Below are 14,867 nucleotides of genomic sequence, written 5' to 3' on the forward strand. Positions count from 1 at the left end.
GCTTCACAGGCGGATGGACTTCTTGTTCATGAACTCCTCGATGCCGGCCGGGCCGAGCTCCCTGCCCATCCCGGAGCGCTTGATCCCGCCGAACGGCAGGTCCGCCTGCGACCCACCGGCGCTGTTCAGATACACCATGCCGGACTCGATCTGCCCGGCAACCCGGCGCAACCGGTGGGGATCGGTGCCCCATACGCTGGCGCCGAGCCCGAACGGCGAGTCGTTCGCGATCGCGACCGCTTCCTCCTCGGTCTCCGCGCGGAAGACCAGCACGACAGGGCCGAAGATCTCCTCGTAGTAGGCGTCCATCTCGGGGGTCACGTCCGTGAGTACGGTGGCCTCGAGATAGGCGCCGGGCCGGTCGACACGATGCCCACCGGTACGTAGCGTCGCGCCCTGCCGGACCGCCTTCTCGACCTGACCGGCCACCTCGTCGGCCGCCGCGGCCGACGCCAGCGGCGGCAACTTCGTGGCGGGATCGCCGGGGTCGCCCGGCACGAAGGTCTCGGCCACATGCTTGGTCAGGCGGTCGACGAACTCCTCGTAGATGTCGGCGAGCACGATCATCCGCTTCGGCGAGTTGCACGACTGGCCGCAGTTGCGCATCCGGGCAGTCGCGGTGGCCTTCACCGTCTTGTCCATGTCGTCGGTGTCGAGCAGGATCAGCGGGTCGGAACCGCCAAGCTCCAGGACGACCCTCTTCAGGTTCTTTCCGGCCTCGGCGGCGACCGAGATGCCCGCCCGCTCGCTGCCGGTCAGGGAGACTCCCTGGATGCGGGGGTCCGCGAGCATCCGGGGGACCTGCGCGCTGGAGGCGAAGATGTTCACGTACGCGTCCTCAGGCACCCCGGCGTCGTGCAGTATCCGCTCGATCGCGGCTGCCGACCGGGGGCAGATCGAAGCATGCTTCAGCAGGATCGTGTTGCCGAGGACCAGGTTCGGCGCCACGAACCTGGCGATCTGGTAGCAGGGGAAGTTCCACGGCATGACGCCGAGCAGCGCTCCGATGGGGTTCTTGGTGATGACGGCCCTACCGCCCCTGATCTCCAGCGGCTCGTCGGCCAGCAACGCAGGACCGTGGTCGGCGTAGTACCTGAAGATGTCGACGACGACGCCGACCTCACCGCGGCCCTCGTTGATCCGCTTGCCCATCTCCAACGTCATCGTCGCCGCCAGCTCGTCGGCGCGCTCGGCGAACAGGTCCGCCGCACGTGACACGATCCTGGCCCGCTCGGCGATAGGCCGACGCCGCCACGACGAGTACCCGTGGTGGACGCGGTCGATCGCCGCCCGGACCTCTCCGTCGGTCGCGTTCTCGATCTCCTCGATCAGTTCACCCGTCGCTGGGTCGGTAACTGTGTACATCGGGATCCAAGCCTCCGTTCTCTACCAACGCCGCGCCGGGCGGCGACCCGTCAGCCGCCCGGCGGATTCGCACGGGGAGTCGGCACCCCGGGCGGCAGATCGCCGGGCGGCCCGACCACGATGCGGGGGGACGCGTCGCGTACCACGGCGAGCACGCGGTCGCGCATCGACGGGCCGCCCACCCACACCACGGGTGTCTCGGAACGGCGGCTGGTGTCGCTCAGGATTCGTGAGCCGGCCGAGGCACCCGGGCGAGATGTTCGACGCCCTCCTCAAGGTTCGTTGACGCACACCGTGGGGTGCGGGGTGGCGCTCGTCCTCACCGCTGCACTGTGATGCCCTTGGGGTTGAGGTGGGAGATGTTGCCGCTCTCGGTTCCGTCGGCGGGGTCGATGACGCAGTCGATGAGCGCGGGCTTGCCCGCCGCGAGGGCCTCGCGCAGGGCGGCGGCGACCTCCACCGGCGTCGTCGCCCGATAGCCCCTGCCGCCGAATGCGGCGATCATGAGGTCATGCCGGGCCCTGAGGGCGGTTGGTGCCGGGTCACCGGAGGTTGACGCATCGTCGCCCCGGTAGACGCCGCTGTTGTTCAGCACGACCGTGACGACGGGCAGGCCGTAGCGGCAGATCGTCTCTATCTCCATGCCGCTGAACCCGAACGCACTGTCGCCCTCGATGGCGACGACCGGGTCTCCGGTCTCAACCGCGGCGGCGATCGCGTACCCCATGCCGATGCCCATCACGCCCCAGGTACCACTGTCCAAGCGGTGTCGCGGCACCTGCATACCGATCGTGTTGCGCGCCAGGTCCAGCGCGTTCGCGCCCTCGTTGACGACATACGTCCGCGGGTTCTCCCGCAGGACATCGCGGATGGCCTGGAGAGCGCCCAGGAACTTCATCGGATGTGCCGTTTCGGCGGCCGTGAGGCGCTTGGCCATCTTGCCGACGTTCTCCGCGGAGCGGGCCGAAAGCTCGTCCCGCCACTGGGCGGGTACCGCGATCTGGCCAGGTCCGGTCCGGTCGATCAGGGCCTGCATCACCGAACCGACGTCACCGACGAGCGGCGCCGCAATGGGCTGGTTGCTGTCCAACTCGGTACTGGCGATGTCCACCTGGATGAACTTGGCGTCGGAGTTCCACTGCGGTGCGTCGCCATGTCCGAGCAGCCAGTTCAGGCGCGCACCGACGAGCATCACCACGTCGGCCCGGCGGAGGGCCAGTGATCTGGCACTGGCTACCGACTGCGCGTGGTCGTCGGGCAGCAGGCCCTTCGCCATCGACATGGGCAGGTAGGGCACACCGGTAAGCTCGACGAACTGGCGGATCTGATCGTCCGCCTGCGCGTACGCAGCGCCCTTGCCGAGCACGACGAGCGGGCGCTGGGCGGTCGCGAGCAGTTCGATCGCGCGGTCCAGGGCGGCGGGTTCGGGCACCTGACGCGGTGCCGGGTCGACGACCCGCCACAGTGACGCCGCGCCCAGATCCGCGTCGATGACCTCGCCGAGGACCGCGGCCGGGATGTCGAGGTAGACCCCTCCCGGTCGTCCGGACACGGCGGTACGGATCGCGCGGGCCACACCTCGGCCGATGTCTTCCGCCCGTTGTACGCGGTATGCCGCTTTGGCAAACTGTCGAGCCGCCGCGAGCTGGTCCATCTCCTCGTAGTCGCCCCGCTGCAAGTCGACGAGGTGCCGCTCGCTGGACCCGGAGATCTGCACCATCGGGAAGCAGTTCACGGTGGCGTTGGCCAGGGCCACCAGCCCGTTGAGGAATCCCGGAGCGGACACGGTCAGGCAGATTCCCGGCTTCTTCGTCAGGAACCCGGCCGCCGCCGCCGCGTGTCCGGCAGCGCTCTCGTGCCGGAAGCCGATGAAGCGGATGCCGGACGCCTGCGCCAGGCGGGCCAGGTCGGTGATCGGGATGCCGACGACGCCGTAGATGGCGTCGATCTCGTTGAGCTTGAGCGCGTCGACGACCAGATGGATCCCGTCGGTGAGTTTCTGCGCACCTACGAGGCCGCCAGCTTCTGACTCCCGGAGGGAAGCGATGGTCATGATCAGAGTCCTCCATCATTCGGCGACGGCGGGGCACTGCGCGCAAGCGCGCACGGGAAGCGACTTCCTTCCCCCTCGCTGTCCCTAGAAGTGCATACCGTATGGGGTAGGCAATAATCGTGGACCATGTAACAGCGGGGTGTCTAGGGGTTGGCAGGGACGTTTTCCGGGCAGGCCGGCCCGTACCAGCGCCGAGCTGGTGGTCGTGGACCGGGTCAGCGACGCGGTGGCCTTGGTCACTGGATCGTTTTTTGTATACCGAAGGCGGTATCCTGGAACCCGTCGAACAAGAACCTGTCGCCGGACAGGACGAGCACGAGGGTTTGTGGTGGCGCGGCACCGGGGTAGGTCCACACAGGAGACGCCGGCGTACCACCGTTCACACCATGGTCCGGGCCGCGAGATCTACGGCCCCGCACGGCCACCGCGGGCGACCCCCGCCGGTCAGCCGGCGACCGACATAGCTCCGGCCGCCACGCGACGAGGCGTGCCGGCGGAAGATCCGGCGACCCGGGGTGTGCCCGGCCCCACCAGGCACATCCCGGGTGTCCTGCCGGACCACCGTCCCGGACGGACCTCGTGTCGTCCGGTCCGGTGCGCACGGTCCCGGGAAGCGTCGTTTCCCGGGAAGCCCGACAAGCAGGAGTGATGCTGTCATGACCACCTGGCGAACGTTCTCACGTTCCCTGACCCGACTCTCCGACCGGCTGGCGCTGCCGACCGGGTTCCCGGCCGACGGCCGCCCCCTCGGGCTCGGCCTGGCGGCCGCGCTGGAGAACCAGCGTCGGGCCGCCCGGCCGAGCGACGAGGAGATCGAGCGCTTCCTCCGTGGCTCCGCCCCGGACGAAGACCTGATCAAGGTCTGACCACCGGTCAGACCGCGTCCCGGTCCGCCGTCACGGTGTCGTGGGTACCGGGGGTCTCGGCTCCCACTCCCTCCGTGGCGGCGGACGGCCGTTGCGACTCGTCCCGTCGGGACTTCGCCAGGCTCGCCACGGTGGTGACCAGCAGCGTACCGACGATGACCCCGAGCGAGACGGTGATCGGCACCGACGGCGCCCAGGAGACCCCGTCGTGGTGCGCCGCCTCCAGCACGAGCTTGACGCCGATGAAGGCCAGGATGAACGCCAGGCCCTTGCTGAGGTAGACCAGCCGGTCGAGCAGGCCACCGAGCAGGAAGTAGAGCTGCCGCAGGCCCATCAGCGCGAACGTGTTCGCGGTGAAGACCAGGTACGGCTCCTGCGTCAGTCCGAAGATCGCCGGGATCGAGTCGAGCGCGAACAGCAGGTCGGTGGTGCCGATGGCGATCATGACGATCAACATCGGGGTCACCATCCTCCGCCCCTCCACCCGGACGAACACCGACGCACCCCGGTACGACTCCGTGGTCGGCAGGATCCGCTTCGCCGTACGGAGGGCGAAGTTCTCGGAGAACTCGTCCTCCTGCTGCGGACCGACCAACTTGATCGCGGTGTAGACCAGGAACGCGCCGAACAGGTAGAAGAGCCAGTCGAACCGGGCGACCGCCTGGGCGCCCGCCGCGATGAACATGCCCCGCATCAACAGCGCCAGCACGATGCCGATCAGCAGCACCTTCTGCCGGTACCGGACCGGCACCGCGAACCGGCTCATGATGATGATGAAGACGAACAGGTTGTCGACGCTGAGCGAGTACTCGGTGAGCCAGCCGGCGAAGAACTGGCCGCCGTAGCTGGCCCCGGCCGTCGCCATCAGGAGGAACCCGAAGGCGACCGCGGCCAGTACGTAGAAGCTCACCCAGGCCACGCACTCCCGGAAGGCCGGCTCGCGCGGATTGCGGGCGACCAGGTAGAAGTCGAAGGCGATCATCACGATGAAGCCGACGATCGTCACGGCCCATACCCAGACCGGCAGGTTCATGACTCTCCCTTGGATCGCAACAGGGTCGGTCGACCGCCACCGGTTCCCCGAGCGGCGGCCCGGGCCCGCCTACGGCTCTCCCTGGCCGTCCACTGCGCCTCGGCGTGTTGCAGGTAGAAGGCGTACAGCCGGTCGGCGGCCGGGTTGCGGTGCCGGATCCGGCGCAGCCAGCCCGGCGCGATCCGCTCGTGCAGCCAACTGAACCCGATCGCGAAGCCGAGGCTGACGATCGCCTGGTAGGCGAGGAAGCCGAGCAGGTCCGGCGGCAGCGCCGGCCGGCCGACGACCATCAGGCCGACCAGCATCTCGTGGACCACCCGGGCGACCGGGAACCCGAGGAACCAGTAGAGCGCCGCCGGGGCGAAGACGCCCGGCGACACGACGCCGGAGCCGAGCAGCAGCCCGAAGCCGCCGCCGAGCAGTACCAGCGGCAGACCGAGCCCCAGGCCGGTGGCCAGGGCCCAGCCGATCGGTTGGCCGGCGAGCAGGGCGAGCCCGCCGGCCGCCACCCCGGCGGTCGCCCCGATGCCGGCTCCCGGCAGGGCGAGCTCACCGAGGTGGCGTACTTTGTTGCCGGTCACGGCGTTTCCTCACTCCGCTTGGTCATGACAACTCCTCCCGGCCACCTCAGTCGATGACCACGCCGAACCGGATCAGGCTGTAGGCCAGCATGCCGAGGTAGAACACCGCGCCGAACCCGATCACCACGTTCTGCACGATGCCCGGCCGGATCGGCTTGGGCAGCATCCGGTTGTTCACCAACAGCAGCACGACGCAGTACGCGCCCATCGCGAAGGTGGAGAGGAAGGCCAGTACGTCGAGGATCGCGCCGGGGCCGTCCGCCGGACCGAAGTTCAGGATCAGGATGCCGAAGGTGATGACACCCCAGAGGAACCCGGCGTACAGCTTCGACATGCTGAACCGCTTGGCCCCGGGTACGAAGTGGTAGGTCATGTCCGCCTGGCCCCGGGAGAACGAGTCGAAGAGGCCGAGCGTGGCGTTCAGACCGATCAGCGCGATGAAGCCGAGGAAGACCCCGTGCAGCACCGGCGCCCCGGCCGAGGCGAAGGCGTCGGCCATCGCGGTCAGCGCCACCTCCCGCTCACCGTCCCGGATCACGTCCCCGACGTTCGGGTTCTCCCGGACGGCGGTCTGGGCCAGCACCGTGAACGAGACGGTGACCAGCATCGTGACGCCCCAGAAGAGCAGCAGGGCGTCGAAGGTGACCCAGCGCCGCCAGCCCTTCCACTTCTTCATCTCCTCCGGGCTGTCGGTGTCGAACATGAAGCCGCGGGACGGCATCTCCTCCTGCTCACCCGCGTGCCGCAGGCCACGGATCTTCGGGATGTGCGCGCCCATACCGGCACCGGAGTCCCGCAGGTGCAGCGTGTACCACATCTGCTGCATGCCGGACGGGCCGGCGAAGGCGATCGCACCGACGATCACCGGGAACCAGGCCGCCGACATCGCCTCGCTGGGCAGGTAGCCGAAGTGGAACATCCCGGCGAGGGTCGAGGTGACGTCGCTCCACTGGCCGACGATCGAGGCGACCACCGAGGTACCGACCACCAGTACGCCGATCAGGAGACCGAGCAGGCTCTCCAGCAGCGGATAGATCACCTTGGCCAGGCTGAACACCACGCCGACGAGGATCAGCCCGACACAGGCGCTGACCGTCCAGGGTATCCCGGTCACCTCCTCGAAGGCGGCGGCGCCGGTGGAGAGGTGTCCGGGCCAGATATAGACCAGGATCGCCACGCTGAAGAAGAACCACATCAGTGGTTTGAAGACCCGGGCGGCGCCGAAGAAGATGCTCTCCCCGGTGGCCATCGCGTACCGGGCCATCTCCAGCATCACGAAGGCTTGCAGGGTGACACCGATCAGGAAGAGCCACCGGATCTCCGGCCCGAAGATCAGGACCAGTCGGGGCCACATGTACGACTCGCCCATGCCCACGCCGAGCGCGACGAGGAAGACGGTCGGGCCGAGCAGGTGGATCGAGGGCGGAGCCTTGGGTAGTTCCCGGATCGGCATCGGTTCGAGCCGTCCGGCCCGCCACACGCGCTCCTCGGTGGGCGGGGCCGGCGGGGCGGTACCTGTCGGCTGAGTGGGATGGGGGCTGTTCGAAGCGTCCACGCTGGACCTCCTGGGGGACTGTGACGTCGTACGGAGCCGGAGGACGGGCCGGTTCCGACGCTTGTGTCCGTTGACCCTTGGCCGCGGAGCGGGTCGCCGTGTCGCTTAGTGGCCCCTCCCACCGCCTGGTCGGGTGGAACTGTCGTGCATTGCTCAGCGGCCGTCCGGTTGGCCGCCGAGCAGACCGGCGGAACGTGCCCACCGGTACTTGGCGCCGAGCACCGCGACCGGCTTCTCCGTGGTGTACGGATAGGCGACGATCCCGTGCCGGTACAGGTGCTCGCTGGCCTCCTCGACCTCGACGTCCCCGGCGAGCGAGGCGACCACCGGCTTGTGGATGCCCTTGGCCCGGAACTCCTCGACCACGTCGACGACCAGCTCGGCGAAGACCATCGGCGGGGTGACGATGGTGTGCCAGTAGCCGAGGATCAGCGAGTGGATGCGGGGGTCGGACAGGCCCAGGGCAATGGTGTTGCGGTAGGTGGACGGCGGCTCGCCGCCGGTGATGTCCACCGGGTTGCCGGCCGCGCCGAATGGCGGGATGAACTTGCGGAACGCCTCGTCCAGGTCCGGCGGGATCTCCATCAGGGTGAGCTTGTTGTCCACGCAGGCGTCGGAGAGCAGCACTCCGGAGCCGCCGGCGCCGGTGATGATGACGACGTTCTCGCCCTGCGGGGTGGGCAGCAGCGGAATGCCCCGGGCGTATTCCAGCAGGTCGTTGAGGCCGGGGGCCCGGATCACGCCGTTGGTGCGCAGGATGTCGTCGTAGACCTTGTCGTTGCCGGCCAGCGCCCCGGTGTGCGAGCTGGCCGCCTTGGCGCCCTGGTCGGTGCGGCCGGCCTTGAGCACCACCACCGGCTTGGTCTTCGAGACCCGGCGGGCGGTGTCGGCGAACGACCGGCCGTCCTTGAGGTCTTCCAGGTGCATCGCGATGAGCTGGGTGTTCGGGTCGCTCTCGAAGAAGGTCAGCAGGTCGTCCTCGTCGATGTCGGCCTTGTTGCCGACGCCGACGATCGCGGAGACGCCCATCCGGGCGGCCCGGCTGAAGCCGAGGATCGCCATCCCGATGCCGCCGCTCTGCGAGGAGAGCGCCACCCCGCCCTTGACGTCGTACGGGGTGCAGAAGGTCGCCGACAGGTTCTCCGGGGTGTAGTAGTAGCCGTAGATGTTCGGCCCGAGGATGCGTACGCCGTGCTCGCGGGCGACCTTGACGACCTCGGCCTGCAACTCGTGGTTGCCGGTCTCGCCGAAACCGGACGGGATCAGGATCGCCCCGGCGACTCCCTTGGCCCCGACCTCGGCCAGCGCCTGCGGGACGAACTTGGCCGGGATGGCGAAGACCGCCACGTCGACCGGGCCGGGCACGTCAGTGATGCTCCGGAACGCCTTGCGGTCCAGGATCTCGCTGGCCTTCGGGTTGATCGGGTAGATCTCGCCCTGGTAGCCGCCGTTGACCAGGTTCTTCATCACCGAGTTGCCGATCTTGCCGACCTCGGCCGAGGCACCGATCACGGCGACCGAGGCGGGCCGCATGATCCGGTTCATGCTGGCCAGGATCTCCTCGTCGGTGAACCGCTCCGGCTGCACGGCGGCGGCCGGGTCGACCAGGATCCGCACGTCGACCGCGGTCGCGCCGGCGGCGGTGGCCAGCACCGGGTTGAGGTCCACCTCGGCCAGTTCCGGGAAGTCGGTGACCAGGTTCGACAGCCGGACGACCAGGTCGGCCAGCACCTCGCGGTTGGCCGGCTCGGCGCCGCGTACGCCGCGCAGGATCTCGGCCGCGGCGATCCCGTCGATCATCGACAGCGCGGTCTCGGTGTCGGTCGGGGCGAGCCGGAACGTGACGTCCTTGAGCACCTCGACGAGTACGCCGCCGAGGCCGAACGCGACCACCTTGCCGAAGGTCGGGTCGGTGACCGTACCGACGATGACCTCGTGACCGGAGTCGAGCTGCTGCTGCACCTGCACCCCGACGATCGTGGCATCCGCCTTGTACGCCCGCGCGTTGGCGAGAATGGTGTCGTACCCGGAAGCCACCTCCTCGGCGCTGCGCAGCCCGACCAGTACGCCACCGGCCTCGGTCTTGTGCAGGATGTCCGGCGAGACGATCTTCAGTACCACCGGCAGGCCGATCCGCTCGGCCAGCGCCACCGCCTCGTCGGCGCTGCCGGCCAGGCCCTCACCCGGGGTGGCGATCCCGTACGCCTCGACCACCAGCCGCCCCTCCGGAGCGGTCAGCGAACTCCGGCCCTCCGCAGCGGCCCGGTCCAGCACCCGCCGCACGGCCTCGCGGTCGTAGCTGCTGTCGTTGGATGGCATTACGTCGTCTCCTTCAGGAACGCCGGTCCCGGTGGGGCCGGGCCGGGGAACGTGCTGGTTCTGATCGGACGGGACCGGTGGTGGCGGTGCGGGTCGAGGCGGCGCTTGGCCGCTCAGACGGCGCCGGCGGCGCGCAGCTCGCCGACCTGCTCCTCGGAGTAGCCCAGCTCGCCGAGGACCTGGCCGGTGTGCTCGCCGAGCAGCGGCGAGCGCTCCACCTCGACGTGCGAGTCGGAGAGCTTGATCGGGTTGCCGACGGTCTTGTACGCGCCCCGGTCCGGGTGCTCGACCTCGACCACCGAGCCGAGCTGGGCGAGGGTCTCGTCCTCGATCAGCTCCCTGGTCGACATGATCGGCCCGCACGGGATGTTGTACGCGTTGAGCTTCTCCATGACCTCCTGCTTGGAGTGCCGCTCGGTCCACTCCTCGATCAGCGCGAACGCCTTGTCGAGTTTGTTCAGGCGCACCTGCGGCGTGCTCCAGGCGGGGTCGTCGGCCAGTTCGGGCTTGCCGATCAGCTCGCAGATCGGCTTCCAGCCCACCGGCTGGATGATCACGTAGATGTAGTCGTTCGGCCCGCCCGGGGCGCACCGCACCGCCCAGCCGGGCTGGCCGCCGCCGGAGGCGTTGCCGGAGCGCGGCACCTCGTCGCCGAAGCTCTCGTTCGGGTACTCCCCCAGCGGTCCGTACGCCAGCCGCTGCTGGTCGCGCAGCTTGACCCGGCAGAGGTTGAGTACCGCGTCCTGCATGGCGACCTGCACCCGCTGGCCCCGCCCGGTGTGGGTCCGCTGGTACAGCGCGGCCAGGATGCCGGCGACCAGGTGGATGCCGGTACCGGAGTCGCCGATCTGCGCTCCGGTGGCGATCGGCGGCCCGTCCTCGAAGCCGGTGGTGCTCATCGCCCCGCCCATCGCCTGGGCGATCACCTCGTACGCCTTGAAGTTGGCGTAGCGGCCGGGGCCGAAGCCCTTGATGGAGGCGTAGACCAGGCCGGGGTTGATCTCCTGGAGCCGCTCCCAGGGGAAGCCGAACCGCTCCACCACGCCGGGGCCGAAGTTCTCCACCAGGATGTCCACTCCGGACACCAGTCGGGTGAAGACCTCCTTGCCCTGCTCGTGCTTCATGTTCAGGGTGATGCTGCGCTTGTTGCCGTTCAGCATCGTGAAGTAGAGGCTGTCCACGTTCGGGATGTCGCGCAGTTGGGTGCGGGTGATGTCACCCTGGCCCGGTGCCTCCAACTTGATCACGTCCGCGCCCAGCCACGCCAGGATCTGCGTGGACGAGGGGCCGGACTGTACGTGCGTCATGTCGAGGACCCGTACGCCCTCCAGTGCCTTACCCATGCCAACCTCCTGTGCGCGCCCTGCCGTGCACTGCCGGCCATCGAGCTGATGCCTCGGTTGCCGTTGCCCTTGCCTTGCCATTGCCGTTGCTTCGTTGCCGTCGTCGTTGCTTCGTTGCCGTCACGGTCGTCGTTTCCGTCGTCGTTTCCGTCGCGGTTGCGATTGCCGTCGCGGTTGCCGTGGACCGGTCGCCCGGTCCACCCCTTCCTCGGGATTGCATACCGTATGGGGTAGGCAATATCGTGGCGCATGTAACAGCGGAGTGTCTAGGGGGTAGCGGGGACGTTTTCCGCCGAAGCCAGCGAGGCCCAGGCGGTACGACCCCCGCTCGTCGGCCCGGGCCAGAGTCCGGTTTCCGCTGCCCACACCCCTCCCGGTCCGATCTCCACGTCCGGTCCGATCCGCACTCCCCCGTCTCTCCGCCCGCCCGTCCGGGACAGCCCACGCATCGGGTGGAGGCAACCCACCGAAGGTCGAGAAGAAGGGAGGCCCGGTGGACCTGTTGGAGCACCAGGCACAGGAACTCTTCGCCAAGCACGGCGTACCGGTCAGCCGCAACCGCGTCGCCAGCACCCCCGACGAGGCGCACGCCGCCGCCGCCGAGATCGGTGGACGCGTCGTGGTCAAGGCCCAGGTCAAGACCGGCGGCCGGGGCAAGGCCGGCGGGGTCAAACTGGCCGACGGACCGGAGGCGGCCCGGGAGGTCGCCGCCCGGATCCTCGGCATGGACATCAAGGGCCACACCGTGCACCGGGTACTGGTCACCGAGGCGAGCGACATCGCCGACGAGTACTACGTGTCGTTCCTGCTCGACCGGTCCAACCGGTCGTTCCTGGCCCTCGTCTCCGGGCAGGGCGGCGTCGAGATCGAGCAGGTGGCGGCCGAGAACCCGGAGGCGCTGGCCCGAACCTGGGTCGACCCGGCCGGCGGGTTCGACCTGGACGCCGCCCGCCGGCTGGCCGCCGCCGCCGGCCTGCCCGACGACGTACGCGAGGACGTGGCCCGGGTACTCGTCCGGCTCTGGAACGTGTTCCGGTCCGAGGACGCCACCCTGGTCGAGATCAACCCGCTGGCCCGGCTGGCCGACGGCAGCGTACGCGCCCTGGACGGCAAGGTGACCCTGGACGACAACGCCCGGTTCCGCCAGCCCGGGCACCCGCAGTACGCCGACGTCAGCGCCACCGACCCGCTGGAGGTCAGGGCCGCCGAGAAGAACCTCAACTACGTCAAGCTGGACGGCTCGGTCGGAGTGATCGGAAACGGCGCCGGTCTGGTGATGAGCACCCTCGACGTGGTCGCCTACGCCGGCGAGCGGTACGGCGGCGTCAAGCCGGCCAACTTCCTCGACATCGGCGGCGGCGCCTCGGCCGAGGTGATGGCGAACGGCCTGGAGATCATCCTCGGCGACCCCGACGTACGCAGCGTCTTCGTCAACGTCTTCGGCGGGATCACCGCCTGCGACGCGGTCGCCGACGGCATCGTCGCGGCGGTCGCGCTGCTCACCGACCGGGGCGAGACGATCACCAAACCGCTGGTCGTCCGGCTGGACGGCAACAACGCCGCGCAGGGGCGGCAGATCCTCACCGAGGCGGCGCTGCCCGGCGTACGGCTGGTGGACACGATGGACGGGGCGGCGCGGCTCGCCGCCGAACTCGCCGGCAAGGGGGCGTGACAGCCATGGCAATCTTCCTCACCGAGAAGAGCAGGGTGCTGGTCCAGGGCATCACCGGCACCGAGGGCACCCGGCACACCCGCCGGATGGTCGCCGCCGGCACCAACATCGTCGCCGGGGTCACCCCGGGCAAGGGCGGCCGGAACGTCGACGGCATCCCGGTCTTCGACACCTGCGCCGACGCGGTCAGGGCGACCGGGGCGGACGTGACGGTGGTCTTCGTACCGCCCCGGTTCGCCAAGGCGGCCGTACTGGAGGCGGTCGACGCCGGACTCGGCCTGGCCGTGGTACTCACCGAGGGCATCCCGGTGCACGACACCGCCGAGTTCTGGGCGTACGCCCGGGGCACCGGCAACCGGACCCGGATCATCGGGCCGAACTGCCCCGGACTGATCAGTCCCGGTCAGTCCAACGCCGGCATCATCCCGGCCGACATCACCAAGCGGGGCCGGATCGGCCTGGTCAGCAAGTCCGGCACCCTGACCTACCAGATGATGTACGAGCTGCGCGACTTCGGCTTCTCCACCTGCGTCGGGATCGGCGGTGACCCGATCGTCGGCACCACGCACATCGACTGCCTCCAGGCGTTCGAGAACGATCCCGAGACCGAGGCGATCGTGATGATCGGCGAGATCGGCGGGGACGCGGAGGAGCGGGCGGCGGCGTACATCGCCGAGCACGTCAGCAAGCCGGTGGTCGGCTACGTCGCCGGCTTCACCGCACCGGAGGGGAAGACGATGGGGCACGCCGGGGCGATCGTCTCCGGCTCGTCCGGTACCGCACTGGCCAAGCAGGAGGCCCTGGAGGCGGTCGGGGTCCGGGTCGGCCGGACGCCGTCCGAGACCGCCGCGCTGATGCGCGAGACGCTGCTGGCGCGCTGATCCGGGGAGACGTTCCCGGCGCGCCGATCCGCGAGGCGTTACTGATGCGCTGATCGTCGACGGACACGCCGGGTGCCGGGTCGGGCGGACGCGACCGGTGCCCGGCGGCCGTCGTACCCGAAGGTCGGCGCCGGTCCGGGCGGAGTCCGACACCTCCGCCCGGACCTCTCGCGCCGCTGGGCCCGACCGGGGCCACCCCACGTCGACGCGCATCCCCAGCAGACCGCCCGGTGGTCCGGACGGCGGGCACGACGAACCCGCCGCGGCCGGACGGCGGCGGCGAGTTGGTCGGGGGTCAGGCCGAGAGGCTGGTCGGGGTGCGCTGGGTCAGCCGGTGCGCTCCGGCGTAGACGTTCATCGAGCTGCCCCGGAGGAAGCCGACCAGGGTGAGCCCGGCGTCGTCGGCCAGGTCGGCGGCGAGCGAGGACGGCGCGGAGACCGCGGCCAGCACCGGGATGCCGGCCATCACCGCCTTCTGCACCAGTTCGAACGAGGCCCGCCCGCTGACCATCAGCACGGTGCCGCGCAGCGGTGCCCGCCCGTTGCGCAGCGCCCAGCCGACGACCTTGTCCACCGCGTTGTGCCGGCCGACGTCCTCACGCAGGCAGTGCAGCCGCCCGTCGGCGGAGAAGAGCGCCGCCGCGTGCAGCCCGCCGGTGCGGTCGAAGACCCGCTGCGCGGCCCGCAGGCTGTCCGGCAGTGTGCTGAGCACGCCGGGGTCGAGCCGCACCGGATCGTCCCGCACCGACCAGGCCGCGACGGTACGCACCGCGTCCAGGCTGGCCTTGCCGCAGAGTCCGCAGGACGAGGTGGTGTAGAAGTTGCGCTCCAGTGACGGGTCCGGTGGCGCCACTCCGGCCGCCAGCACCACGTCGACCACGTTGTAGGTGTTGACCCCGTCGGCGGTGGCACCCGCGCAGTAGCGGATGCCGGCGATCTCACCGGCGGCGCGTACCACGCCCTCGCTGACCAGGAAGCCGGCCGCCAGGTCGAAGTCGTCGCCCGGGGTCCGCATGGTCACCACCAGGGACCGCCCGTTCACCCTGATCTCCAGCGGCTCCTCGGCCGCCAGCGTGTCCACCGGCTCGCTGACCACACCGTCAACGATCCGGACCAGCCGACGTCGACTCGTCACCCGTCCCATTCCACCCACCACCGATCCTCGCTCGGTCTCACCCCGTCCGGTCGGCCTCTCCTCC

11 protein-coding genes are annotated in these 14,867 nt (G+C 69.8%); 3 read left to right on the forward strand and 8 right to left on the reverse strand.

The annotated features are described in order from the left end of the window. Positions 1-3: 3 nt before the first annotated feature. Positions 4-1,365 (reverse strand): NAD-dependent succinate-semialdehyde dehydrogenase, encoded by a 1,362-nt coding sequence (locus Pma05_RS01475; RefSeq protein ID WP_239311495.1) that lies wholly within the window; start codon positions 1,363-1,365, stop codon positions 4-6. 319 nt (positions 1,366-1,684) lie between these two features. Then, positions 1,685-3,418, reverse strand: coding sequence for an oxalyl-CoA decarboxylase (gene oxc, locus Pma05_RS01480; RefSeq protein ID WP_203855393.1), 1,734 nt, complete (start codon positions 3,416-3,418; stop codon positions 1,685-1,687). 656 nt (positions 3,419-4,074) lie between these two features. Here oxc and Pma05_RS01485 point away from each other — a divergent pair. Further along, positions 4,075-4,284, forward strand: a complete 210-nt coding sequence (locus Pma05_RS01485; protein ID WP_203855394.1) for a hypothetical protein — start codon at positions 4,075-4,077, stop codon at positions 4,282-4,284. Between the two features lie 7 nt (positions 4,285-4,291). Here the strand turns inward: Pma05_RS01485 and Pma05_RS01490 are convergent, their stop codons facing one another. The 5 genes from Pma05_RS01490 to frc all read right to left on the reverse strand — a co-directional run bounded on the left by Pma05_RS01490 (position 4,292) and on the right by frc (position 11,115). Further along, positions 4,292-5,317 (reverse strand): TerC family protein, encoded by a 1,026-nt coding sequence (locus Pma05_RS01490; protein ID WP_203855395.1) that lies wholly within the window; start codon positions 5,315-5,317, stop codon positions 4,292-4,294. Continuing rightward, complete coding sequence (locus tag Pma05_RS01495; protein WP_203855396.1) at positions 5,314-5,898, reverse strand: hypothetical protein; 585 nt, start codon at positions 5,896-5,898, stop codon at positions 5,314-5,316. The genes Pma05_RS01490 and Pma05_RS01495 overlap by 4 nt, the downstream gene beginning before the upstream one ends. A 46-nt stretch (positions 5,899-5,944) precedes the next feature. Beyond that, positions 5,945-7,453, reverse strand: coding sequence for an Nramp family divalent metal transporter (locus tag Pma05_RS01500; RefSeq protein ID WP_203855397.1), 1,509 nt, complete (start codon positions 7,451-7,453; stop codon positions 5,945-5,947). 153 nt (positions 7,454-7,606) lie between these two features. Next, positions 7,607-9,772 carry an acetate--CoA ligase family protein gene (locus tag Pma05_RS01505; protein ID WP_203855398.1) on the reverse strand — a complete coding sequence of 722 codons (2,166 nt, stop codon included), beginning with the start codon at positions 9,770-9,772 and terminating at the stop codon, positions 7,607-7,609. A gap of 113 nt (positions 9,773-9,885) precedes the next feature. Beyond that, the gene (gene frc, locus Pma05_RS01510) at positions 9,886-11,115 is read right to left on the reverse strand and encodes a formyl-CoA transferase (protein ID WP_203855399.1); all 1,230 of its coding nucleotides are present in this window, start codon (positions 11,113-11,115) and stop codon (positions 9,886-9,888) included. A 493-nt stretch (positions 11,116-11,608) separates the two neighbouring features. On the opposite strand from frc, the gene sucC reads away from it, so the two are divergent. Further along, a complete protein-coding gene (gene sucC / locus Pma05_RS01515) occupies positions 11,609-12,787 on the forward strand; it encodes an ADP-forming succinate--CoA ligase subunit beta (protein WP_203855400.1) in 1,179 nt (392 codons plus the stop codon). A gap of 5 nt (positions 12,788-12,792) precedes the next feature. Then, positions 12,793-13,668, forward strand: a complete 876-nt coding sequence (gene sucD, locus Pma05_RS01520) for a succinate--CoA ligase subunit alpha (RefSeq protein ID WP_203855401.1) — start codon at positions 12,793-12,795, stop codon at positions 13,666-13,668. 295 nt (positions 13,669-13,963) lie between these two features. On the opposite strand, the gene fdhD is transcribed toward sucD, so the two are convergent. After that, complete coding sequence (gene fdhD, locus Pma05_RS01525; protein ID WP_203855536.1) at positions 13,964-14,812, reverse strand: formate dehydrogenase accessory sulfurtransferase FdhD; 849 nt, start codon at positions 14,810-14,812, stop codon at positions 13,964-13,966. Positions 14,813-14,867 lie beyond the last annotated feature (55 nt).

Source organism: Plantactinospora mayteni (assembly GCF_016862935.1).
In the GTDB taxonomy this organism is placed as follows: Bacteria; Actinomycetota; Actinomycetes; order Mycobacteriales; family Micromonosporaceae; genus Plantactinospora; species Plantactinospora mayteni.

Excerpts from the sequence above, each read along its gene's own strand:
- Pma05_RS01475 (WP_239311495.1), bottom strand. The coding sequence starts at position 1,365 with ATGTACACAGTTACCGACCCAGCGACGGGTGAACTGATCGAGGAGATC.
- Pma05_RS01505 (WP_203855398.1), bottom strand. The coding sequence starts at position 9,772 with ATGCCATCCAACGACAGCAGCTACGACCGCGAGGCCGTGCGGCGGGTG.
- Pma05_RS01485 (WP_203855394.1), top strand. The coding sequence starts at position 4,075 with ATGACCACCTGGCGAACGTTCTCACGTTCCCTGACCCGACTCTCCGAC.
- fdhD (WP_203855536.1), bottom strand. The coding sequence starts at position 14,812 with ATGGGACGGGTGACGAGTCGACGTCGGCTGGTCCGGATCGTTGACGGT.
- frc (WP_203855399.1), bottom strand. The coding sequence starts at position 11,115 with ATGGGTAAGGCACTGGAGGGCGTACGGGTCCTCGACATGACGCACGTA.
- sucD (WP_203855401.1), top strand. The coding sequence starts at position 12,793 with ATGGCAATCTTCCTCACCGAGAAGAGCAGGGTGCTGGTCCAGGGCATC.
- Pma05_RS01490 (WP_203855395.1), bottom strand. The coding sequence starts at position 5,317 with ATGAACCTGCCGGTCTGGGTATGGGCCGTGACGATCGTCGGCTTCATC.
- oxc (WP_203855393.1), bottom strand. The coding sequence starts at position 3,418 with ATGACCATCGCTTCCCTCCGGGAGTCAGAAGCTGGCGGCCTCGTAGGT.